Origin of the sequence: Castellaniella sp. (genome assembly GCF_049671645.1) — a bacterium.
Lineage (GTDB): Bacteria > Pseudomonadota > Gammaproteobacteria > Burkholderiales > Burkholderiaceae_B > Castellaniella.
In genome coordinates, this window is record NZ_JBATVG010000026.1 from 102,015 (window position 1) to 123,506 (window position 21,492).

Annotated in this window: 19 protein-coding genes; 6 read left to right on the forward strand and 13 right to left on the reverse strand. The window is 64.2% G+C overall.

Annotated elements, in window-relative coordinates; all coding sequences use genetic code 11:
* Positions 1-11 precede the first annotated feature (11 nt).
* From WBG56_RS14295 to WBG56_RS14325, 7 genes are all read right to left on the reverse strand, one after another.
* Positions 12-920 carry an ABC transporter permease gene (locus tag WBG56_RS14295; RefSeq protein ID WP_424269478.1) on the reverse strand — a complete coding sequence of 303 codons (909 nt, stop codon included), beginning with the start codon at positions 918-920 and terminating at the stop codon, positions 12-14.
* On the reverse strand, positions 917-1,882 hold the full coding sequence (locus tag WBG56_RS14300) for an ABC transporter permease (RefSeq protein ID WP_424269480.1): 966 nt from the start codon (positions 1,880-1,882) through the stop codon (positions 917-919). Before WBG56_RS14300 ends, WBG56_RS14295 begins: the two co-directional genes overlap by 4 nt.
* Positions 1,883-1,897: 15 nt before the next feature.
* The gene (locus tag WBG56_RS14305; protein ID WP_424269482.1) at positions 1,898-3,490 is read right to left on the reverse strand and encodes an ABC transporter substrate-binding protein; all 1,593 of its coding nucleotides are present in this window, start codon (positions 3,488-3,490) and stop codon (positions 1,898-1,900) included.
* 40 nt (positions 3,491-3,530) lie between these two features.
* Positions 3,531-4,784 carry a Zn-dependent hydrolase gene (locus WBG56_RS14310; protein WP_424269484.1) on the reverse strand — a complete coding sequence of 418 codons (1,254 nt, stop codon included), beginning with the start codon at positions 4,782-4,784 and terminating at the stop codon, positions 3,531-3,533.
* 253 nt (positions 4,785-5,037) lie between these two features.
* Positions 5,038-6,636 (reverse strand): ABC transporter substrate-binding protein, encoded by a 1,599-nt coding sequence (locus WBG56_RS14315; RefSeq protein WP_424269486.1) that lies wholly within the window; start codon positions 6,634-6,636, stop codon positions 5,038-5,040.
* Positions 6,637-6,657: 21 nt separating this feature from the next.
* Entirely contained in the window at positions 6,658-6,780 is a 123-nt protein-coding gene (locus WBG56_RS14320; protein ID WP_424269488.1) for a hypothetical protein, read from the reverse strand.
* A 352-nt stretch (positions 6,781-7,132) separates the two neighbouring features.
* Positions 7,133-7,906 carry an IclR family transcriptional regulator gene (locus tag WBG56_RS14325; RefSeq protein WP_424269490.1) on the reverse strand — a complete coding sequence of 258 codons (774 nt, stop codon included), beginning with the start codon at positions 7,904-7,906 and terminating at the stop codon, positions 7,133-7,135.
* A gap of 192 nt (positions 7,907-8,098) precedes the next feature.
* Between WBG56_RS14325 and WBG56_RS14330 the strand changes: the two genes are divergently transcribed.
* Both WBG56_RS14330 and WBG56_RS14335 read left to right on the forward strand, forming a co-directional pair.
* Positions 8,099-8,860: an SDR family NAD(P)-dependent oxidoreductase gene (locus WBG56_RS14330; protein ID WP_424269492.1), complete on the forward strand. Its 762-nt coding sequence runs from the start codon at positions 8,099-8,101 to the stop codon at positions 8,858-8,860.
* Positions 8,857-9,606 carry an SDR family NAD(P)-dependent oxidoreductase gene (locus tag WBG56_RS14335; RefSeq protein WP_424269494.1) on the forward strand — a complete coding sequence of 250 codons (750 nt, stop codon included), beginning with the start codon at positions 8,857-8,859 and terminating at the stop codon, positions 9,604-9,606. The genes WBG56_RS14330 and WBG56_RS14335 overlap by 4 nt, the downstream gene beginning before the upstream one ends.
* 38 nt (positions 9,607-9,644) lie before the next feature.
* Here the strand turns inward: WBG56_RS14335 and WBG56_RS14340 are convergent, their stop codons facing one another.
* A complete protein-coding gene (locus WBG56_RS14340) occupies positions 9,645-10,505 on the reverse strand; it encodes a polysaccharide deacetylase family protein (protein WP_424269496.1) in 861 nt (286 codons plus the stop codon).
* 18 nt (positions 10,506-10,523) lie between these two features.
* On the reverse strand, positions 10,524-12,353 hold the full coding sequence (locus WBG56_RS14345) for an ABC transporter substrate-binding protein (protein ID WP_424269498.1): 1,830 nt from the start codon (positions 12,351-12,353) through the stop codon (positions 10,524-10,526).
* A gap of 90 nt (positions 12,354-12,443) precedes the next feature.
* On the opposite strand from WBG56_RS14345, the gene WBG56_RS14350 reads away from it, so the two are divergent.
* Entirely contained in the window at positions 12,444-13,436 is a 993-nt protein-coding gene (locus WBG56_RS14350; protein WP_424269500.1) for a PIG-L family deacetylase, read from the forward strand.
* Between the two features lie 47 nt (positions 13,437-13,483).
* On the opposite strand, the gene trmD is transcribed toward WBG56_RS14350, so the two are convergent.
* The 4 genes from trmD to WBG56_RS14370 all read right to left on the reverse strand — a co-directional run bounded on the left by trmD (position 13,484) and on the right by WBG56_RS14370 (position 16,305).
* Complete coding sequence (gene trmD / locus WBG56_RS14355) at positions 13,484-14,290, reverse strand: tRNA (guanosine(37)-N1)-methyltransferase TrmD (RefSeq protein WP_424269562.1); 807 nt, start codon at positions 14,288-14,290, stop codon at positions 13,484-13,486.
* Between the two features lie 68 nt (positions 14,291-14,358).
* Positions 14,359-14,982 carry a ribosome maturation factor RimM gene (gene rimM, locus WBG56_RS14360; protein ID WP_424269564.1) on the reverse strand — a complete coding sequence of 208 codons (624 nt, stop codon included), beginning with the start codon at positions 14,980-14,982 and terminating at the stop codon, positions 14,359-14,361.
* Between the two features lie 20 nt (positions 14,983-15,002).
* On the reverse strand, positions 15,003-15,263 hold the full coding sequence (rpsP, locus tag WBG56_RS14365) for a 30S ribosomal protein S16 (RefSeq protein WP_298017580.1): 261 nt from the start codon (positions 15,261-15,263) through the stop codon (positions 15,003-15,005).
* A 121-nt stretch (positions 15,264-15,384) separates the two neighbouring features.
* Positions 15,385-16,305, reverse strand: a complete 921-nt coding sequence (locus tag WBG56_RS14370) for a LysR family transcriptional regulator (RefSeq protein WP_424269502.1) — start codon at positions 16,303-16,305, stop codon at positions 15,385-15,387.
* A 210-nt stretch (positions 16,306-16,515) separates the two neighbouring features.
* Between WBG56_RS14370 and WBG56_RS14375 the strand changes: the two genes are divergently transcribed.
* The 3 genes from WBG56_RS14375 to WBG56_RS14385 all read left to right on the forward strand — a co-directional run bounded on the left by WBG56_RS14375 (position 16,516) and on the right by WBG56_RS14385 (position 21,486).
* On the forward strand, positions 16,516-17,688 hold the full coding sequence (locus WBG56_RS14375) for a tRNA-dihydrouridine synthase (RefSeq protein WP_424269504.1): 1,173 nt from the start codon (positions 16,516-16,518) through the stop codon (positions 17,686-17,688).
* A gap of 92 nt (positions 17,689-17,780) precedes the next feature.
* Positions 17,781-19,382, forward strand: a complete 1,602-nt coding sequence (locus WBG56_RS14380; RefSeq protein WP_424269506.1) for an ABC transporter substrate-binding protein — start codon at positions 17,781-17,783, stop codon at positions 19,380-19,382.
* A 40-nt stretch (positions 19,383-19,422) separates the two neighbouring features.
* Complete coding sequence (locus WBG56_RS14385) at positions 19,423-21,486, forward strand: hydantoinase/oxoprolinase family protein (RefSeq protein ID WP_424269508.1); 2,064 nt, start codon at positions 19,423-19,425, stop codon at positions 21,484-21,486.
* Positions 21,487-21,492 lie beyond the last annotated feature (6 nt).

Consider the following 21,492-nt stretch of genomic DNA (forward strand, 5'->3'; position numbering starts at 1 on the left):
TTCCGTCGTCATCATGAGCGCTCCCTGAGCCGGGGATTGAAGGCGTCCGTCAGGCCGTCACCGATCAGGGACACGGCCAGCACCGTCAGGAAAATCGCAACGCCCGGCAAGGTGACCGCCCACCACGCCGCGAGAATGTAAGGACGGTTGTTCCCGATCATGAGCCCCCAGCTCATCATGTTGGGATCCCCCAGGCCCAGGAAGGACAGCCCCGCCTCGAACAGGATCGCGGTGCCGATGGCCAGGGTGGCCGACACGATGAGCGGCGCGATGGCATTGGGCAGGATCACCTTCCAGATGATGCGGCCATTGCCGGACCCGATCACACGCTCGGCCAGGATGTAGTCCTGCCGCTTGAGCCTCAGGAACTCGCTGCGCGCCAGACGCGCCGTGTTGGTCCAGCTGGCCAGCCCGATGGCGATCGAGATGGACCACAAGGTCGGCGAAAACAGGGACACCACCACCATGGCGAACAGCAGCGCCGGCAGGACCTGGAAAAATTCGGTGACGCGCATCAGCGCCTCGTCGATCCAGCCGCCGTAATAGCCCGACACCGCGCCGACGACCACGCCGATGAACACGGCCAGGACAGCGGCGATCACCCCGGTCAGCAAGGTGGCCTGCCCCCCGTAGACCAGGCCGATCAGCAAATCGCGGCCCAGATAATCCGTGCCCAGCAAGCCGTACTCGGAGCCGGGCGGGTCCATGGGCGGGCCGGAGATGGCGAACGGATCGGCATCCATCAGCAGGGGCCCGAGAACGGTGACACCCACGATGACGAGCAACAGCAACAAACCGAACACCGCCGACGGGTTGCGGCAGAACACGCCCAGCGCCTCGCGGAACTGGCCGGCGGGCTTGGGCGGACGCGCGACCCGCAGCCCAGGGTCTTTCGAGGGAATGCTCGAGGTCTGATTCATGATTTGATCCTCGGGTCGATGATCCGGTAGGCCAGGTCGGTGAGCTGATTCATCACGACGACCATCATGGAAGCAAAAAACAGGATGCCCAGCAGCGTCGGGTAATCGCGGCGCAGCACCGAATCGAACGACAGCCGGCCCAGACCGGGCCAGTTGAAGACCGTCTCCACCAGAATCGCGCCGGCCAGCACATTGCCGAACTGCATGCCCAGCATGGTCACCACCGGCAGAACCGCATTGCGCAGCGCATGCTTGTAGAGCACGACGGCCTCGGAAAGCCCCTTGGCCCGCGCCGTGCGGATGTAGTCGGCGGACAGCGCTTCCATCATGCTGGCGCGCGCCAGGCGGCTGTATTGCGCGATGTACACGAAGGCCAGCGTGAACGCGGGCAGCACCAGATGCTGGGCGACGTCCAGGATGCCGACCCAGCCGCCGTCATCCAGGCCCGGCGTGCGCATGTCCGACACGGGAAAGATCGGCAGGACCGAAGCAAACAGGATGATGAGCACGATGCCGGTCCAGAACACCGGCGCCGAATACCCCACGATGGACAGCAGCGTCACCGCCTGCGAGAAGAATCCGTTCGGCCGGCGCGCCGCCAGGACCCCCAGGAAGGTCCCTATCAGGAACGCCAGCAGGACCGACACGACCACCAGCAGCAGCGTGGCGGGGACGCGTTCCCAGATCAGGGACACGACGGAGGCGTTGAAGTAGTACGACTGGCCCAGATCACCTTGCAGGACATTGCCCAGATAGATGCCGAGCTGCACGATGAGCGGTTTGTCCAGCCCGAACTGCCGGGTCAGTTGCTCGCGCAATTCATCCGTCATGCCGCCCATGGCGCCCGCGATCGTCTGGACCGGGTCGCCCGGCGAAAAATGGATCAGCAGGAAATTCAGGGTGAGGACCGCCAGCAGCAGCACGGCTGCGTAGGCGAGCCTCTTGAGCAGGTAATTAACCATGGCGATTCCCGTCCATCATTTGAAATACACATCGTCGTAGGGCGACAGCGGACCCCAGACACTGGTGGGCACGTTTGCCAGTTTCTTGCTGGCCAGCGTGTGGTAAGGAACCAGAACGGTGTAGATGACGGGCAACTCGTCGGTCACGATGTCCTGGAATTCCGCATACAGCGCCTTGCGCTTGTCCAGGTCCGTTTCGCGTCCGGCCTGGTGCAGGATCTGGTCCACCTTGTCATTGCGGTACGACTGGGTGTTCGTCCAGACCACGTTCTTGATGTTGCTGGACAGATAGGTGCGGTGCACGCCGATGACCGGATCGCCCCAATTCCACACGATGTCCGTGGTCATGTCGAAATCATGGTTCGCGACCCTTTTGGCCCAGGACGGAAAATCCGCGGAATCCTGGATCCTGACATCGACCCCGATCTTCTTCAATTGGGCCTTGGTGTATTCGGCCACATTCTTGTTCAGTGACGGGATGCTGGGCAGCACGTCGATGGTCATCTTGAACCGGATGCCGTCGGCGCCCGGCTTCAGCCCCGCTTCGTCCAGCAAGGCCTTGGCCTTGTCCAGATTCAGGGGGTATTTGTGCACCGCAGCCGGCGCGTAATACGGGCTGGACGGCACGATCGGCCCGTCGGCGGGCTGGGCGAAACCGGCATTCAGGACTTTGGCGATGAAGTTCTTATCGATGGAATAGGCGATGGCCTGGCGCACCCGCTTGTCGTCAAAAGGCTTCTTGGCCGTATTGAAAGCCAGCCAGGCCTCGGCCCCGATCCCCTCGTAGCCCTTCTGGTACATATCGACGTTCTGATCGCCCTTGGCGCGGCGCAGGATCGTCGGGTCCGCCATATAAGGCAGCATCTGCAGGTCGCCGCGCTCCAGGCCGATCAGCAGCGTGGTCTGATCCTGGTTGATCTGGATGACGATGCGGTCCAGATAAGGCTTGTCCTTGAGGAAATATTTGTCAAAACGCTCCAGCACCACTTCCTTGCCCGGCACGAATTCCTTCAGCTTGAAGGGGCCCGAGCCGACCACGTCCTTGGTGTTGCGCGGGTGAGCCTTCAGGTCCTGTCCGTCGCCGTAGATATGCTTGGGCAGGATCGGCGCCAGCGCCGGGGACAAGGCCACCATCAGCGCCGGATGCGGCTGGCTCAGACGGATGATGGCGGTGTGCGGGTCCGGCGTATCCACTTTTTCAACCACGTTGAACATGGTTTCGAATGGATGGTTTTTCTTGATCGCCATGATGGAAAACGCCACGTCTTCGGACGTGATCGGCTGGCCGTCATGGAAGACCGCATTGTCGCGCAGATGCACCGTGAACGATTTCTTGTCGTCCGACCATTCCCAGGATTGCGCCAGATACGGCTGCGGGTTCCACTGATCGTCGTAGCGGATCAGACTGGCGAACAACTGCGTGCTGGGCAAGGCCGTCGCCATGCCCGACTGAACCGCGCCGTTCAGGTGCCGAGGCGCCTGATAAGACCCCAGCACCAGCGTCCCGCCGTGCTTGGGTTGGTCGGCGGCCATGGCAGCGCCAGCGCCGACGATGGACAACAACCCCGCCGCTGCGGCGATGCGCATGACTCTCTGAAAACGATGCATGATGATTGTTCCTCTGAATGTTTGATGGGGGATACGGGGGTCAGCGACCTGCGGCATCGCCGTGGCAGAAAGCCAGGACGCTGTCGCATAGAACCTGGCACCCGGCGGCCAGATCGTCCGGTTCGGCGCTTTCCGCTTCGTTGTGGCTGATGCCGCCCGCGCATGGCACGAAAATCATGCCGGACGGCACAATCCGGGACAGGGCCACGGCGTCGTGCGCCGCGCCGCTGACGATGTCCAGGCAGGGATACTGCCGCTGCCGGGCGCTGTGCCGGATCGCCTGCATGCAGGCGGCCGCGAACGGCGCTGCCGGTTGCTCCAGAATTTTGTCCGTGCGGACCTGAACCGAGTGTTCCCGCGCGGCGGCGGCCACGGCCTCGTGAAACAGGGACTCCATGGCGCTACGCACCGCGTCGTCCGGATGCCGCATTTCCGCCGACAGCACGACCGACCCGGGGATCACGTTGGGGCTGTTCGGCGTGACGACCATGCGCCCCGCGGTCGCGCAGCCGGGCGCATGCGCCTTGCCGATCTCATTGAGCGCCGTCACGACCCGCGCGGCGGCGGCCAGGGCATCGGCGCGCATGTTCATGGGGGTGCTGCCGGCATGGGCGGCCTGCCCCTGGAACGACACGCGGAACCAGCATTGACCTTGCGCCGCCGTGACCACCCCGATCGGCTTGCCCTCGGCTTCCAATACAGGCCCCTGCTCGATATGCGCCTCGAAGTACGCCATGGGCAGGCCGGGATCTTCCCCCGAGGGGCTGACGCCCGCCTGTCGAAGCGCCTCTGCGACCGTCACGCCATCGGCGTCGACCACCGCCAGCGCTTCTTCCAGGGGCAGCAAGCCCGCATACACGGCCGAGCCCATCATGGACGGCGCGAAACGCGTGCCTTCTTCGTTGGTCCAGGCCGCCAGCTCGACGGCGCGCGGCGGAATCCGGCCGGACTCGCGGATCGCGCGCAGCACCTCCAGCCCGGCCATCACGCCGTAAGCGCCATCGAACTTTCCGCCTGTCGGCTGGGAATCCAGATGGCTGCCCATCATCACGGCCGGCAGATCATCGTTCTGTCCAGGCAGCCGGGCGATGAGATTGCCGATGGCATCCGTCCGCACGCGGCAGCCGGCCGCTTCGCACCACTGGGTGAATTGCGCCCGCGCCTGCCGGTCCGCGTCCGTCAGCGCCTGCCTGTTCACACCGCCGGCGGGAGTCGCGCCGATCCTGGCAAGCGCCATCAGGCTGTCCCACAGACGCCGGCCGTCGATTTTCAAATCCTGCTGTGCTGCACTCACCACGGTTCACCTCTCTGCAGGCCCCTGAGGCCCGGCGAGCTTCCTCGCCTTCGACAGGCGCCGGAATCTCGTGTCATCTGAAAGAATTACTAAGGAAACCTTATGTATCGATACGCAATACTTAAGTAGCGGTAAATAGTATATCTTCTTCTCGAAGAAAAGAGACATAGGGTTTACGATGACGGTGGCGCCCGTCATCACCGCGCCGGGCTTCCCGATCGGAAAAAGGCGCGCCGGGGCGCGCCCCACCGGGTCAGGGCTTCAGATAGACATCGTCGTATGGCGAGAGCGGCCCCCAGATGCTGGCCGGCACGTTGCCCACGTTCTTGGCGGCAAGCGTGTGGTAAGGCACCTGCGCCGTGTACGTGACGGGCAATTCGTCCGTCACGATGCCCTGGAATTCCGCGTACAGCGCCTTGCGCTTGTCCGCATCCATCTCCATGCTGGCCGCCCGGAGAATCTCGTCCACTTTCGCGTTGCGGTAGGACTGGGTGTTCGTCCAGATCACGTTCCTGATGTTGCTGGACAGATAGGTGCGGTGCACGCCGATGACCGGATCGCCCCAATTCCACACATTGTCGGTCGTCATGTCGAAATCATGTCCGGCCACGGTCTTCGCCCACGAAGGAAAGTCCGCGGATTCCCGCAGATCGGCCTTGATGCCCACCTTTTTCAACTGCGCGCGCGCGTATTCCGCCACGTTCTTGTTCAAGGACGGCGTGCCCGGCTGGATGTCGATCTTCATGGTGAAACGCACACCGTCGGCGCCGGGCTTCAGGCCAGCCTCGTCCAGCAGGGCCTTGGCTTTGTCCAGGTTCAGCGGATACCGATGAATCGCGGATCGACCGTAATACGGGCTGGACGGCACGATCGGTCCGTCGGCGGGCTTGGCAAAGCCGGCATTCAGGACTTTGGTGATGAACGTGTCATCCAGGGCATAGGCGATGGCCTGGCGCACCCGCTTGTCGTCAAAAGGCTTCTTGGCCGTGTTGAAAGCCAGCCAGGCCTCGGCCCCGATCCCCTCGTAGCCCTTGTCATACATGACGAGCTTTTTCTCCGACGCGGCCCGCCGCAGGATCGTCGGGTCCCCCATGAAGGGCAGCATCTGCAGGTCGCCGCGCTCCAGGCCGATCAGCAGCGTGGTCTCGTCCTGATTGATCTGGATGACGATGCGGTCCAGATAAGGCTTGTCCTTGAGGAAATATTTGTCGAAACGCTCCAGCACCACTTCCTTGCCCGGCACGAATTCCTTCAGCTTGAAGGGGCCCGAACCCACGACGCCCTTGGTATTGCGCGGGTGGGTTTTCAGATCCTGTCCGTCGCCGTAGATATGCTTGGGCAGGATCGGCGCCAATGCGGGAGACAGGGCGATCATCAAGGCCGGATGCGTCCGGCTCAAACGGATGATGGCGGTGTGCGGGTCCGGCGTGTCCACCTTCTCGACAGCGTCGAACATGCTCTTGAAAGGGTGGTTTTCCTTGATCGCCATGATGGAAAACGCCACGTCCTCGGACGTGATCGGCTGGCCGTCATGGAAGACCGCATTGTCGCGCAGATGCACCGTGAACGATTTCTTGTCGTCGGACCATTCCCACGATTTCGCCAGGTACGGCTGCGGATTCCACTGATCGTCGTAGCGGATCAGACTGGCGAACAACTGCGTGCTGGGCAAGGCCGTCGCCATGCCGGACTGGACAGCGCCGTTCAGGTGCCGAGGCGCCTGGAACGCCCCCAGGACGAGCGTCCCTCCATGCCTGGGCTGTTCCCCCGCGGCAAAGGCCGGTCCCGCGCCCACCAGCGACGACAGGCCCAACACGACAAGCAGATTCAACATCTTATTGATAGCACGCATCACGTCTCCTCGAATACGAAGTCAAACTTCAGATAGCGGACGACCGCTTTGGCGGCCGTCGGCGCGCTCTCGCTCAAGCCCGGCGCGCCCCGCCAGGATGCCGGGCGCCGCCAGGTTGCGGATAAAGCGAAACAATGGGTTCACGGTCGCCTCCTTGATCTTTGAAGCGCTGGGCGCCTGGCAGGTGGCTTGACCCGGCAGGCCGTGCGCTCATTCATGGTGCCCATAGTCCTCCGAGGGGACTAGGTCCAGATGCAGTGAAGCTTTAGGACCAGCGCACTGTCGACAAAGCGGTTGAATGACTCAAGAGCCGCATATCCATTGCCTGAGACCCGAAACGATTCCGATGGAGCAGACACATTTAAGGGTAAATGCTGAGGCCCTGCTGACGGCCCGGACGACCGCTTCAGCACGATCTTCGGGCGATGGAAAGCCCCGACGCGGTCGTACACAGCCGCCGCGCGGCTCTCCCTGACCGTTCAACGGCCTCGTCGATCTACCCGCGAAGAGAACGGGCGGCGGCGATCGCCAGCGGCGCGAAACGATGGGTGAAGTCCGGCGCGGACCATTCCGAACACGATCCCGAAATATGGATGGCCCCGATAGGGCGCCCCTTGCGGTCGATGATGGCGCTGGCCAGCACGATTTCGCCCAGCAGGCTTTCCTCGAGCGCAAGCGCGTAGCCGTCCGTCCGGGCCTCGGCGACTTTCTCGCGGATGGCATCGGGGTCGGTGATTGTCTTGGGCGTCAGCGGCGCCAGGGACGATCGCTGGAGAATGTCATCGACCTCGTCCGCGCGCAGGTAGGACATGATGGCGCGCCCGCCCGACGAGCTGAACGTCGGCATGCGCCGGCCGATCAGCGCCGAAAAGAAAGACTGTCTCTTGGTCTGGCGCCGGAGCGCGTAGATGATGGACAGATCATCGAACAGGCTGAGATCCACCCGCTCGCCGGTCTCTTTCTGCAAGTCGATCAGGACGGGTGATGCGCGTTCGACCAGCGGGCTCCCGCGTAAAAAATCGAAGCTGAGATCCAGGCATTTCTTCCCCAGACGGTAGCCGCGCCCCCCCGGCCCCCGTTCCATGTAGCCCAGCACCACCAGCGTGTAGGCCATCCGCTGGACCGCGCTGCGATCCAGGCCGGTGCAATCGACCAGCTCATTCAAACTGAGCAGCCCCGGTCGCTGCGCGAAGGCTTCCAGCAAACCCATGCTTTTGGCGACGGACTGGACGAACAGATTGCTTTGCTTATCGAGCGAAGTGGCAGCCATGGTGACCTTTGTGTCGTTATTGTGGATGGCGCTATATTGACACACCCATCAGTATCCCAATGCAATACTTAAAGATTACCATATACGCCTTAACATGCAATACTTTTCATGCCCGTCGGCTGGACGCCTTCAAAGCGCCCCTGCTTGGCGCCCTCAATAAGACCGATCGGGCCATCCACGGAGGAACCGGCAATGAAAAGATTTTCAGGAACACACGCAGTCGTCACGGGAGCCAGCTCGGGCCTGGGCAAGGACATCGCCCTCGGCCTGCGACGCGAGGGCGCCGACCGCATCATACTGATGGACGTCGACATGCCGGGCCTGCAGGAAACCGCCGCTCTGCTGGGCGGCGCCGGGGAACCCGTGCTGTGCGACGTGGCCGACCCCGCCTCCGTGGCGGCGGCCTGGTCCCGGGCGAACCTGTCCGACGGCCTGGACGTCCTGGTCACGGCGGCGGGCATCATCGGGTCCGGCGCCGATATCGAACATTGCCCGGTCGAGGACTGGGACCGGATCTTCGCCATCAACGTGCGAGGCACCTATCTGACGGTGCAAAAAGCCTTGCCGCACCTGCGCCGGAAAGGCGGCGCCATCGTCACGCTCGGGTCGACCGCAGGTCTGGCCGGCAGCCGGGCGCTGGGCCCGTATTCGGCCAGCAAGGGTGCCATCACCACCATGACGCGCAGCCTGGCGCTGGCCCATGCCTCCGACGGCATCAGGGTCAATTGCGTGTGCCCCGGTTCCATCGACACGCCCATGCTGCAGGCCACCTTCGATGCCGCCGGCGACGCTGCGGCATCCGCGCAACGCAAGGCCGCCTATCTCGCCCGCTATCCCCTGGGGCGTTTCGGAGAGGCGCGCGAGATCACGCAGGCCGCGCTGTTCCTGGCGAGCAGCGATGCCTCGTACATGACCGGCGTGTGCATGCCGGTGGACGGAGGCGTCCTGGCATGAAAACCCCAACCTCACGCAACGTCATCGTTACCGGCGCGAACAGCGGGATAGGCCTGGCGACCACACACAAACTGCTGAGCCAGGGCATGGACGTCCTGGCCGTCGATCTGTCCACGGACCACCTGGCCGATCTGCCGGTGCACCGCATGCAGGTCGACCTGTCCTCCGATCACGGCCCCGGGGAGGTCGCTGCGGAAGCGGCCAGGCTGTTTGACCGGGTCGACGCGCTCATCAACAACGCCGGCGTGGGCGGCGCAAGACCCCTCGCGCTCAGCGACGATGCTTTCATCGATCGGGTGCTCGGCGTCAATCTGCGCGCCGTCATGCGACTGACAAGGGACATGCTGCCTTTGCTGAGGCGCCCCGGCGCCAGCGTCGTCAATGTCGCGTCGGTCTTCGGCGAGACCGGCTACCCGGACTCCGCTCCCTATGCCGCGTCCAAGGGCGCCATTGCGCAACTGACGCGCCAACTGGCCACGGACCTCGCCCCGGAGGGCATCCGCGTCAATGCCGTCGCCCCTGGCGTCATCCGCACGGCCATGACCGCGCAGCGGCTGGACCACGACGCGCGCTACTGGGCGGCCATGGTCGAGGCAACCCCGCTGAAGAAGGTCGGCGCGCCGGAAGAGGTCGCCGCCGTCATCGCCTTCCTGTGTTCGCCGGACGCATCGTACGTCGTCGGGCAAGTGATCGCGGTGGATGGCGGCTGGCTGCACTGCCGGGCGCGGCCGGCCGAACCATCCTGATCCTCAGGATCAGGATGGCCCCCAAAAGCCCGCAGGCCTTAAACCAGAAAGGGTGAGATGGCCTGCGGGGCCACGTCGCCGGGGCCCTTCTGGTCCAGCCAGGCTTGCGCCACCTCCTGCGCGTTGGCGTACCAGACGTTCGGGAAAGTGCGGGTATAGGCGATGAACCGGCGCAGCAATGCCAGCCGCGACGGGCGACCGATCGCCTGGGGGTGCATGACCAGTGTGAACAGGCCGCCCCAGCGATAGATCTCCCGGAATTCCTCCGCCCAGATCTCGAAGATATGATCATTCGTGAAAATGGGGCGATGCACTTTGATGGAAGACAGCATGAAAGGGGCGTCGTCCAGGCTCCAGTGCCAGGGCAGTTCCACCGGCCCGCAACGGCCATCGGGCAGTACGTGCCGGTAGGGATTGATGTCATCCATCAAGGAACTGTCATACAGAAATCCGCGCTCGACCAGCAGCCGGATGATGTTCGGCGAGGTCTCCCCGGCGGGCGACCGATAACCGACGGGGCGGACGCCCACCTTGCTCTGCAAGGCCTCCAGACCGCGCTCCATCTCCTCGAGCTCTTCTTCCGGGCAATCCGGATCCACCCACTTGTGCAGATACCCATGGTGGCCGACCTCATGGCCCGCCGCTAGGATCTGCTCGACGCGTTCCGTGCGGTGTTCGGCCACCCACCCGGGTACGAAGAAGGTCGCCTTCAAGCCTTCTTCGCGCAAAAGTTCGAGCACCTTCGGAACCCCCACTTTCGCGCCATAGGTGCCCTGCGACAAGGTGCCCGGGTGCTTGAGGTTCTTGGGGTCCCTGGAAATCCAGTTGGTTTCCGCGTCAAAGTCGAAAGTGAACTGAACGGCACACTGCGCAGCATGCGGCCACTGTACGGGTTCCATCGTGCATCGTCCTTTATGTTATGACTTCCAGCGCATCTCATCGTAGGGTCCCAAAGGCCCCCACACGGTCAGCGGAACGCCCTCCAGACGGACGTCGTGAACGGTGAACAGCGGCTCCTCGTTCGTCCAGATCAGGGGCAGGTCCTTGGTGGCGATATCCTGGAACTCGCGATACAGCGCGCCGCGTTTCCCCACATCCTGTTCACGGGCGGCCGCGTTCAAGACCTCGTCCATCCGGGGATTGCTGTAGCCCTCGGTATTGGAATAGATGACGCCCTTCTTCTGGTTGGTGCTCAGGTACGCCCGATTCACCCCGATGACCGGATCCGGATAGTTCCACATGCCGTTCATCGTCATGTCGTAATCCCAATTGCTCACGCGGTTGGCCCACGACGGAAAATCGGGATTGGCCTGCAGGGTGATGTCGATGCCGATCTTGCGCAACTGCGCCTTGAGATACTGCGCAACGGGTTCCTGGCTATTGACGTTCACATCCGGCAGCCATTCCAGCGTGTAGGCGAGACGCATGCCGTTTTTCTTCGGACCGAACCCTGCTGCATCGAGCAGGGCCGTGGCTTTTTGCGGATCGTAGGCGTACTGATTCAACGCCGCCGCATCATAAAAGACATTGCTTCTCGTCAGCGGGCCATCCAGCCGGACCGCCTTGCCCGCCAGCAGGCCGCCGGCGATGAAATCCTTGTCCATTGCATGGGCGATGGCCTGGCGCACACGGGGATCCTTGAGGCCTTCCCTGCGATGATTGATTTCCAGATAGTTCGTGGCCCCCAGCGCCTCGTAGCCATCGCTGGTGACGCGGATTTTCGGGTTCCCCTCGAGACGCTTCAGATCCCGCACCCGGACCCCCGCAAAGGGCAGATAGTTGACCTCGCCGCGCTCCACGGAAATGACGCTGGCCACGGAGTCCCGGTAGATGCGGAAAACCAGTCGATCGAGATAAGGGCGGTTCTCCCGGAAAAAGTCCGGATTGCGCTCCATGATGATCTGCTTGCCCTGTTCGAACTCCACCAATTTGAACGGCCCGGACCCCACGACCTTGAGATTGGCCGGATGCGACTGGATCGGGCCGGTGGAATAGACATGCTTGGGCAGAACGGGAAGCAGCAGCGGAGACAAGGCCACCAGCAAGGCCGGCTGAGGATAATCCAGCCGGAAGATGATCGTGTGGGGGTCCGGGACCTCGGTCCGGCTGACCGCCTTGAACATCGAACGGCCGAACGGATGGTTGTCCCGGACGATTTCCAGGGAGAACGCGACGTCCTCCGCGGTAATGGGCTTGCCGTCATGAAAGACCGCGTTCTCGACGAGCTTGAACGTGTAGTTCAGGCCGTCCTCGCTGACGGCCCATGATTTTGCCAGGTAGGGCTGCGGCTTGAAGGCGTCGTCCAGCTGGATCAGGCCGGCAAACAATTGGACGCCCGGCACGCCCGTCGCCTGCCCGGACTGAATCGCCGGATTCAGCTGCCGAACCGTGGTGTGCCCGATGACCAACGTATTGGCGGCGCCTTGCGCCCTGGCCTGCCGGGACAGGGACAGCCCCGTCACGCCAAGCGCCGCGGTCATCCCACCTGCTTGCAGCAAACGGCGACGGGGAAAAGAGAGAGACTCAAAATGCTTCATGACCAACCCCAATAAATGTCCTCTAGGACAAGCAGCCCAAGCCAATAAGTATTGATACTCAATACCTAGATACTTCATTAAAATACTATGCAAGTCTTGCTTTGGCTTGTCAAGAAAAACCGCCGCCCGGAAAAACAATTCGTCCGCGGTTAAGGGAAAATACTGACCCCCAGCGACGGGCGCACGGCTGCGGCCGTGCGCAGGCAACATCCGCCTGACAGAATGCTGAGCGCGGCAGTACCGCGCCCGACAAGGCCGGCGTAGAATGGCGTCGCCATCAATCTGTCATTTTCTGTCCAGATGCAAGCAAATGGTCCACGCCCCTGGCGAGCATTCCTGTCCACCTGTCTCGGGTTCTGCCTGCTGATCAGCCAAACCGCCTGGGCGGCCGCGGCATCCACGACGCCGGCTATCGCCACGCTGGGCCAGCCGGCGCCCCTGCCCGCCTGCTGGCGCGGCACCATCCTGACCTTCGTCGCGCATACCGACGACGACCTGCTGTTCATGAACCCTGACCAGGCCGACGCCATCCGCCAAGGGCAATGCATGCGCGTGGTGTATTTCACGGCGGGCGATCGAGGCGAAGGCCAACCGTATCTGCAGGCTCGCGAACGCGGCATCATGGCGGCCTACGCCCGAATGGCCAAAGTCGCGAACCACTGGCGCGACGACGGCTGGTCCGTGGGCGGGCGCACGGTGCTGCGGCATACCCTGCAGGCGGCCCCCCGGGTGCAATTGATCATGTTGCGCATTCCCGACCCCTGGCTGGGCCCGGGCTGGGGCAGCCTGACCCCCCTGAGCCGCATGGAATCCGTACCGCACACAGGCGTGCGGGCATACGCCCCCTACCGGGAAAGCTATACCCGCGACAGCCTGGTGACCTGGCTGGCCAGCCTGATCCAGGCGGTTCAACCCAGCACCATCCGCCTGATGGACGCCTCCATCGCCACACCCTACACCCAGCTCTGCTGGCGCTGCCGGGGGCACGATCATCCGGACCACATCGCCGGAGCCAGGCTGGTCAGGGACGCCATGAGGCTGGCCCCGGGGTCCTATCTGGCCCAGGCCTATCTGGGATATCCGAGCCAGGAACAGCCGGCCAACCTGAGCGCCACTGAAAGAGCCTTCAAAACAGGGACATTCCTGCGCTACATGGTCGACGATCCGCGCTACTGCCGGCCGCACGCCCCCTGCTCCCGCGCCAACGGGCCCGCTGCCGCCTGGGTCTGGCGGCAATACAGGATCGACGCCGACGGAGCGCTCCTGGCGCCCGTGCAACAGGCCCGCCAATAGGTTCTTCACGGAAGAAAGGCCGGGACCCCGGCCTTGCGCGCGGCGGACTACCGGACAGGCCCCGCCTCGTCATCCGCGCCGGCTGCCCGGATCGCCGCGAGCGCCGCCTCGTCCCGAGGGCTCAGATCGCCGGCCCGGCGTGCCCGATCGATCAGATCGGGCCGGCGGTCGGCGGTCAGCTCCAGAGATCGCTGGCGTCTCCAGGCCGAGATCCGGGCATGGTGGCCGGACAGCAGAATATCAGGCGCCGCCGTCTCGTCCCAGACTTCGGGGCGCGTGTAATGCGGACTGTCGAGCAAGCCGGTCAAGGCCGGATTGAAGGAATCCTGCTCCGCCGATTCGGCATCGTGCAAGACCCCCGGCAGCAGGCGCACGATGCTGTCGATCAGCACCATGGCGCCCAATTCGCCGCCCGACAGCACGAAGTCACCCAACGACACTTCCTGATCGACATAACGGTCGATGAAACGCTGGTCGATGCCCTCATAGCGTCCGCACACCAGAATCGCCCCGGCGCTTCCCGCCCACCGACGGGCGCGAGCCTGGTCATGCACCTGCCCGGCCGGGGACAACAGCACCACCGGCGCGGCCTGATCCGCAGGATCCGCCTTCGCCTGCCGGCGCGCGGCCCGGACGGCCTGGACGGCCTGGGCCAGAGGCTCCGCCATCATGACCATGCCCGGCCCCCCGCCAAAAGGCCGATCATCCACCGTCCGGTGCACGTCATGAGTGAAGTCGCGGGGATTCCAGGCATGCAGCGACCATAGGCCGCGCTGATGCGCCCGCCCGCTGACGCCCTGATCGCGGACGGCGGCGAACATCTCGGGAAACAGCGTAATCAGATCGAAGCGCATCATAGGGGAAGGCACGGCCGGATGGACCGCGCGAAAACAGGCTGGAACCGGCAGCAGCGCCGGCATTCTCAGAAATCGGCGGGCCAGTCGCCGTCGATGCGGCGATTCGACAGATCGACCCGCTGCACATGAGCCGCCACGAAAGGCACCAGGACCTGGACCGGACGGCCCTTGGCATCATGGCGGGCCTGAAAGACGCCGGCCTCATCGCAGGCGCCGCAATCGACCTGCAGTATCGCATGGGCGCCGTTATCCAGGACCTGGCCCACCCGCCCCAGCAACACGGACACGCCTGACTCGGACAGCCCGTAGAAGTCGCAGCCGATCAGGTCCACCCAATAATATTCGTCGTCCTGGGCGGCTGGGAACGCCGCGCGCGGCACCCAGACGGTGCAGGCGCGAAGGGATTCCGCGGTGTCCCGATCGTCCACCCCGGCCAGTTGCGCCACCAGGAACTGCCCACCTTGTCGGCGGCAGGCCTGCACCGGCATATCGCGCAGACGCGACAAAGCGCCGGGTTCCAGAACGGAATCCGGCGCTTTCAACCACCAGACCGGCGCATTCAGAAGGGCCTCGGCCTGCGGAGAATAAGGCTGAATTTTCAGCCAGCCGCGCACTCCGTGAGCCATCGCCACCCGGCCGACTTCGACCAGATCATCGGGAATGGCATCAGCCGGGCGGGGATCCACCATCACGGGCCGGGCCGCCTGAATCAGGCTGCGGCGGCGACTTTGGCGGAGTATTCCTTGACCAGGCGATCCACCGTGCCGGACAGCTGGGCGCCGTTGGACACCCAATGCTGGACGCGGTCCAGAGCAAGGCGCAGATTTTCCTGCCCTTCATTGGCGACGGGGTTGTAGAAACCCACGCGCTCGATGAACCGGCCATCGCGGCGATTGCGCGAATCGGCTGCAACGACATTGTAGAAGGGACGCTTCTTCGAGCCGCCGCGGGCCAGACGAATCACAACCATTGATAATCCTTTGATAAACCGATGTAAAACACGAAATTCTAGCATCCAACACCTGTGTCTTGCAATGAAGATGCAGAATCAACCGCAGCGCCGGGAAAAAGAGTCGCGGAAAGGCATCACCTCATGCCCCGGCCTGCTCCGTCTCCTGCCTGCAGCCGTCTTCGGCCCAGATGGATTGCAGGACCTCCATCAGCGCCTTCAGGCAGCGGTCGTGGCGCCTGTCCGTGCGGTGGATGAACGACAATGGCAATTCCACCGGCTTGGCGAACTCGCAGACGATCACCTCGCCGCGCGCCGCCGCCTCGCGGGCTAGGTCTTCCCGGATCACGCTCAGGCCCACGCCAGCCCGCACCAGGGACATGATGACGGATTCGTGGTCGACCGTCAGGATCTTCATGGGCTCAATGCTGGCATGCCGGAAGATCCCGGCGACCAGCGCATGGTGCGCGCTGGGCTCGGGCGCGCGGATCCAGGGCATCAGTCCCAGATTGCTCCAGCTGATGTTTTCCAGCAGGTGCGTCCACGACGCCGGGGCGATGATGCGGTAGCGTAGCGTGGTCAGCGGCCAGACGGACAAGACGCTGCGGGGGTTGTCCCCCGCAAAAAAGGCGCCGTCCAATCGGCCGGTTTCCACCCCCGAAATACATTGATGGACGCCGCATACTTCCAGGTCGACCCCCACGTTGCCGTGCCGGGCCGTCATGTCCGCCATCAACCGCCCCAAGCGCAGATAGTCGGGATCGACCATGATCACGCCGATGCGCAACTGACCCGACAAGGTGTGCTGCAGGGACTCGGCAGCCACCCTGAATTCTTCGATCGCGCTGAGGATTTTTTCCGCCCGGGCCAACAGCGAACGGCCCGCCTGGGTGGGGATCATGCCCGCCGGGGTGCGCTCCAGCAGTTTCACGTCCAGTTCGTCTTCCAGGCTTTTCAATTGCCCGCTGACGGCCGGCTGCGTCAGATGCAGCAGCTTCGCGGCGTTGGTGAGATGCCCCAGCCGGGCGACCGTCACGAAAGTTTTGATTTGACCGAATTGCATGGCTTCCTGGGGTGGCCGTTGACCTGAAGGGCATGAATCCGCGCGCCAAACGCGGGCACATCAGAATCCGTGATCAAAACAATCAGAAATGACGATTGGACCCGATGATTTCCGATTCCTAGACTACGACTGTCTTGCTGAACACACCCAGCCATGACAGCAAGCCCAGTCTACCGGCCCCGTACTTTTCTGCCAATAGAGGATCATCGAATGTCTCGCACGCAAGCCGCCGAGCCCCGCCTGTTCCAACCGTTCGACGTGCGCGGCGTCCAGTTGAAGAACCGCCTGGTGCTGGCGCCCATGCAAATGTACGTGGGCCGCGACGGGCACCTGACCGATTGGCACATCCAGCACCTGGCGAAATTCGCGGTGGGCGGATTCGGCACCGTGTTCACCGAGGGTCTGTGCGTGGAAGAACGCGGCCGCAACACCTACGGCGACCTGGGGGTCTGGTCGGACGACTTCATCCCGGCGCTGAAGCACCTGGCGGGCACCCTGCGCAGCCTGGGCAGCACGCCCGCGGCGCAACTGCTGCACACCGGCCCCAAGGCCTGCCGCCAGCGCCCCTGGGAAGGCTACGGCATGCTGGAGCCGGAACAATTCGCGAAAGGCGAACTCCCCTGGACGCCGATCGCGCCGTCCGCCAACCTGAAGAACCCCGGCTGGCTGCCCCCGGAACTGATCGACGAGACGGACATTCCGGCCATCATCGACGCATTCGCCGCCGCCGCGACGCGCTGCGACAAGGCGGGCTTCGACATCCTGGAAATCCATGGCGCCCACGGGTATCTGATCCACTCCTTTTACTCGCCGCTGGGCAACGACATGGGCGGCGCCTACGGTGGCGACCGGGCAGGACGGATGCGCCTGGCGCTGGAGATCGCCGAGGCCTGCCGCCGCGCATGGCCCGACCACAAGCCGCTTTTCTATCGCCTGTCATGCGTGGACGGCGCGGAAAACGGCGGATGGACGCTCGACGATACCGTGGTCCTGGCTGCGGAACTGCGCCGGCGCGGCGTCGATCTGATCGACTGCTCGTCGGGCGGCATCGGCCGGTTCTCCACAGCGCAAGTCAACACGCGCGCGCCGCTCTTCCAGGTGCCTTACGCCGAGCGCGTCCGCCACGACAACCCCGGTCTGCCGACCATGGCGGTCGGCCTCATCACCGACCCCCATGACGCGGAAAACATCCTCGCCCGGGGTCAGGCGGACCTGGTGATGCTGGCCCGCGAGGCCCTCTACAACCCGCACTGGCCCCTCCAGGCCGCCATCACGTTGGGCGGGCAGGACTTCTACAACCGCGTGTGGCCGCCCCAATACGGCTGGTGGCTCTATCGCCGCGCGCAGAGTCAGCAGCCCCGCCTCCAGATATCCCCCCGATAACCGCACTCACGCAGTCATTGTTGATCTTCGCGGCAGCCTTGGAAAAACCTCCAGCGCGGCTTTGGCAGTCCCCACCACAGGAGTTGACGATCATGCATAGCAGCAGAAGAAGGTTCATCAGCCAGGCCGCCGGTCTGGCCGCGACGGCCACCCTACCCGGCCTCGGACTCTACGCGCAAAACGCGCCCCGCGCCGCCCAGCGCCAGTTGACCATCGGGTGCCAGAACCCTCGCACGCTCAACCCGGCGGTCCAGTCCGGCAACGTCACCGGCATGCCCGGCGCGCAACTGTTCGCCGGGCTGGTCCTGATGGATGGCGACTTCAAGCCCGTACCGTACCTGGCAAAGTCCTGGGATGTCTCCGACGATGGCAAGCGGTACCGGTTTTCCCTGGTCGACAACGCCGGTTTTCACGATGGGCGCCCCGTGACCGCGAATGACGTCGTTTTCTCCCTGCGCGCGGTCAAGGAGAACCACCCGCTGATGTCGGTGACTTACAAGGCCATCCTGGACACCGTGACGGCGCCCGATCGGCATACCGTGGAAATCCGCCTGAAGCGGCCCTTCACCGGCCTGTTCAGCCTGCTGACCCCGCCGTTGACGCCGATCCTGCCGGAACACATCTACGGCGATCACGCGGGTCCGCTGCGCCAGAACCCGGCCAACGACAAACCGATCGGATCGGGCCCCTACCAGTTCATCGAATGGGAGCGATCACATCAGTTGCGCATGACGCGCGCCAAGGACTTCTTCCGCGGCACGCCCTATTTCGAGCAGCTCGTATTCAGCCTCGCCGAAGATTCCCTGAGCAAATCCCTGATGCTGGAGAAAGGGGAAATCGACTATCTGCCCTTCTCCTTTCTGCGCGTCGCCGACCTGGTGCGGCTGAAGTCCAACGAGAGCCTGGTCGTCACGCCGAAAGGCTACGAGGCCATCGGCCCGATCAATTATGTGGAATTCAATCTGCGCGCCAAGCCCCTGGACGACATCCGTGTCCGACAGGCCATCGCCCATGCCATCGACAAGAACTTCATCACCCAACGGCTGCATCGGGGCATGTCCAAGCCCCTGGACGGGCCGTTCCACAGCAAGAACGCCTATTTCGACGAAAAGTCGCTGGTCGTCTACGACTACGACCTCGACAAGGCCAAGCGGCTGCTGGACGAAGCCGGCCTGAAGCCCAATGCCCAGGGCGTGCGTGCAAGCCTCACCCTGGACGTGCCCACATTCGAGCCCGACAGCACCGTGCTGGTGGCCGACTACCTGAAGCCCCAGCTTCGGAAAATAGGGCTGGACATCGTCCTGCGCAAAAGCACGGACTTCGCCGATTGGGCCCGGCGCATCGGCGCCTGGGAGTATCAACTGACCATGAACTCCACCTTCAACTGGTCCGATCCGGCCGTGGGCGTGGACAGATCCTTCCTGTCCTCGAACATCCAGCACCAGGTCTGGACGAACACGGAAGGCTACGCCAACGACAAAGTCGACGCATGGCTGGCCCAGGCGGCCTCCGAGGCCGACTTCGGCGCGCGCAAGGCCATCTACAGCCAATTCCAGCGCCAGGTGACCAGCGACCTGCCTTTTGCCTGGACCAACGAGGGGATCTACATGACCGTCTACAACAAGAAACTCACCCACCTTCCCATGGGCGTGTTCGGCGGACTCTCTCCCTACGACCAGATCCGGCTGGCCTGACATCCGGGTGCCAACCCTCACTTTCAAGCGGAAGCAACACATGATTTCCATCTCTGCCGACGTCGGCGGCACATTCACAGACATCATCCTGGCCGATGGGCGCCGAAACACGGTCTACGCCGACAAAGTCCTGTCGACGCCCGGATCCAGCCAGGCCATCATCGAGGGCATCCAGCTCGTCGCAGGACAGGCGGGCATCCGCCCGTCGGAGATCGACGTCTTCGTCCATGGCTTCACCATCGCCACCAATGCCTGGCTCACCCGGTCAGGCGCGCGGGTGGTGCTGGCGGTCACGCAGGGATTCCGCGACGTTCTGGAGATCGGCACACAGCGCCGGCCCCTGAGCTATTCGCTGAAACACCCGGCCACGGCGCCGCTGGCGCCGCGCTCGCAGGTGGTGGAAGTCGCCGAACGCATGGACGCCTTCGGCCGGATCGTCACCGACTTTTCCGACCAGGACGCCGCGGCGGTCGCCGAGCGGATCTGCGCCATGGAGCCGGAGGCGGTGGCCATCAGCTTCCTGTTCAGTTATCTGAACCCCGTGCACGAAGACCGGCTGGCGGCCGCCATCCTGGCGCGGCGCCCCGACCTGACGATCTACAAGAGCGCGGACATCAACCCGCAGGCGCAGGAATACCCCCGCACCAACACCACGGTCACCTCGGCATACGTCGGCCCCATCGTGGATCGGTATCTGACGGCCCTGCAAGCGGCGTTGCCGGGTATCGGCATGACGGCGCCGCTGCTGCTGATGCGTAGCGACGGCGGTGTCGCCACGGCTCAGACGGCCTGCCGCCAACCCGTCAACATGCTGCTGTCGGGTCCCGCCGGCGGGGTCGTGGCCGCCCTATCCATCAGCGAACGCCACCAGATCCCCAACCTCATCACCTTCGACATGGGCGGCACGTCGGCGGATTTCTCGCTCATCGCGGACGGCCAGGCGGCGACGGCCACCGAGCGCAGCATGGGCGGGGAAATCCTGCGCATGACCTCGCTGGACATTTCCACCATCTCGGCCGGGGGCGGCTCCATCGGCAGCGTCGATCTGGGCGGCGCCATCCGGGTGGGGCCCGAGTCCGCCGGATCCAACCCGGGCCCCGCCTGCTATGGACGCGGCGGCACGCGGCCGACCCTGAGCGACGCGGCGCTGATCATGGGGCTGCTGGACAAGGACGTGCGCCTGGCCAACGGATTGACGCTCGATCTGGACCGCGCGGTGGCCGCCATGCAAGCCGACATTGGCGACACGCTGAACATCCGGGCGGAGGAAGCCGCATTCGGCATGGTCGCCATCGCCAATGCGCAGATGGCGCAGGCCATCCGCAGCCTGTCGGTGGAAAAAGGGTTCGACGTCCGCGCCTTTTCATTGCTGTCCTTCGGCGGGGCCGGATCGTTGTTCGCCCCCTTCCTCATGGACGAACTGGACATGCGCGAAATCGTCATCCCGGCGCGCCCGGGCGTCTTCTCGGCATCCGGCCTGCTGCTGAGCGACATCAAATACCACTTCCAGAGTCCATTCCCCCGGGCGCTGGACGAACTCTCGGCGCAGGACATCGGCCACGTCCTGAGCGAGCTGCGCGTCCGCGCGGATGCCGCCTTCGAGCGCGACGGCATCGAGCCCGCGCGGCGCGCCTACCGATTCGCCGCCGATATGCGCTACATCGGGCAGGTCCACGAACTGGTGGTGCCGATGGCGGACGGGTCCGACACGGACGAGGCGCAGACCTGGCAGCGCGACGACATGCTGACCCGCTTCGTGCGGCTGCATGAACAAACGTACGGGTTTTCCGACCTGAGCATGCCATGCGAGGTGGTGAACCTGCGGCTGGAGGCCATCGGCACGATCTCGCGCCCGGACACCGAGGAATCCAGCCCCCCCGCGACGCCGGGCAAACCATCCAGCCGCCGCACGCTCTACCTGGGGCCGGACTGGGGCCACGTCGACGCCGACATCTACGAGCGCCGCCGGCTGGGCGCCAACCAGCGCATCCAGGGGCCTGCGGTCATCACCCAGGCGGACACCACGATCCTGCTGCTGCCCGACCAGACCGCCCGCGTGGACAACGGCCTGCTGCGCGTTTCCAAACACTCTCTCCAGGACTGATCCGCC

What these genes read in the sequence shown, in the direction of transcription:
- WBG56_RS14305 (WP_424269482.1), bottom strand. Translation starts at nt 3,490, where the DNA reads ATGCATCGTTTTCAGAGAGTCATGCGCATCGCCGCAGCGGCGGGGTTG.
- WBG56_RS14325 (WP_424269490.1), bottom strand. Translation starts at nt 7,906, where the DNA reads ATGGCTGCCACTTCGCTCGATAAGCAAAGCAATCTGTTCGTCCAGTCC.
- trmD (WP_424269562.1), bottom strand. Translation starts at nt 14,290, where the DNA reads ATGCGCTTCGATCTGATTACGCTGTTTCCCGAGATGTTCGCCGCCGTC.
- rimM (WP_424269564.1), bottom strand. Translation starts at nt 14,982, where the DNA reads ATGGTGGATCCCCGCCCGGCTGATGCCATTCCCGATGATCTGGTCGAA.
- WBG56_RS14300 (WP_424269480.1), bottom strand. Translation starts at nt 1,882, where the DNA reads ATGGTTAATTACCTGCTCAAGAGGCTCGCCTACGCAGCCGTGCTGCTG.
- rpsP (WP_298017580.1), bottom strand. Translation starts at nt 15,263, where the DNA reads ATGGTTGTGATTCGTCTGGCCCGCGGCGGCTCGAAGAAGCGTCCCTTC.
- WBG56_RS14380 (WP_424269506.1), top strand. Translation starts at nt 17,781, where the DNA reads ATGCATAGCAGCAGAAGAAGGTTCATCAGCCAGGCCGCCGGTCTGGCC.
- WBG56_RS14345 (WP_424269498.1), bottom strand. Translation starts at nt 12,353, where the DNA reads ATGTTGCCTGCGCACGGCCGCAGCCGTGCGCCCGTCGCTGGGGGTCAG.
- WBG56_RS14350 (WP_424269500.1), top strand. Translation starts at nt 12,444, where the DNA reads ATGCAAGCAAATGGTCCACGCCCCTGGCGAGCATTCCTGTCCACCTGT.
- WBG56_RS14375 (WP_424269504.1), top strand. Translation starts at nt 16,516, where the DNA reads ATGTCTCGCACGCAAGCCGCCGAGCCCCGCCTGTTCCAACCGTTCGAC.
- WBG56_RS14340 (WP_424269496.1), bottom strand. Translation starts at nt 10,505, where the DNA reads ATGGAACCCGTACAGTGGCCGCATGCTGCGCAGTGTGCCGTTCAGTTC.
- WBG56_RS14335 (WP_424269494.1), top strand. Translation starts at nt 8,857, where the DNA reads ATGAAAACCCCAACCTCACGCAACGTCATCGTTACCGGCGCGAACAGC.
- WBG56_RS14295 (WP_424269478.1), bottom strand. Translation starts at nt 920, where the DNA reads ATGAATCAGACCTCGAGCATTCCCTCGAAAGACCCTGGGCTGCGGGTC.
- WBG56_RS14385 (WP_424269508.1), top strand. Translation starts at nt 19,423, where the DNA reads ATGATTTCCATCTCTGCCGACGTCGGCGGCACATTCACAGACATCATC.
- WBG56_RS14315 (WP_424269486.1), bottom strand. Translation starts at nt 6,636, where the DNA reads ATGCGTGCTATCAATAAGATGTTGAATCTGCTTGTCGTGTTGGGCCTG.
- WBG56_RS14370 (WP_424269502.1), bottom strand. Translation starts at nt 16,305, where the DNA reads ATGCAATTCGGTCAAATCAAAACTTTCGTGACGGTCGCCCGGCTGGGG.
- WBG56_RS14330 (WP_424269492.1), top strand. Translation starts at nt 8,099, where the DNA reads ATGAAAAGATTTTCAGGAACACACGCAGTCGTCACGGGAGCCAGCTCG.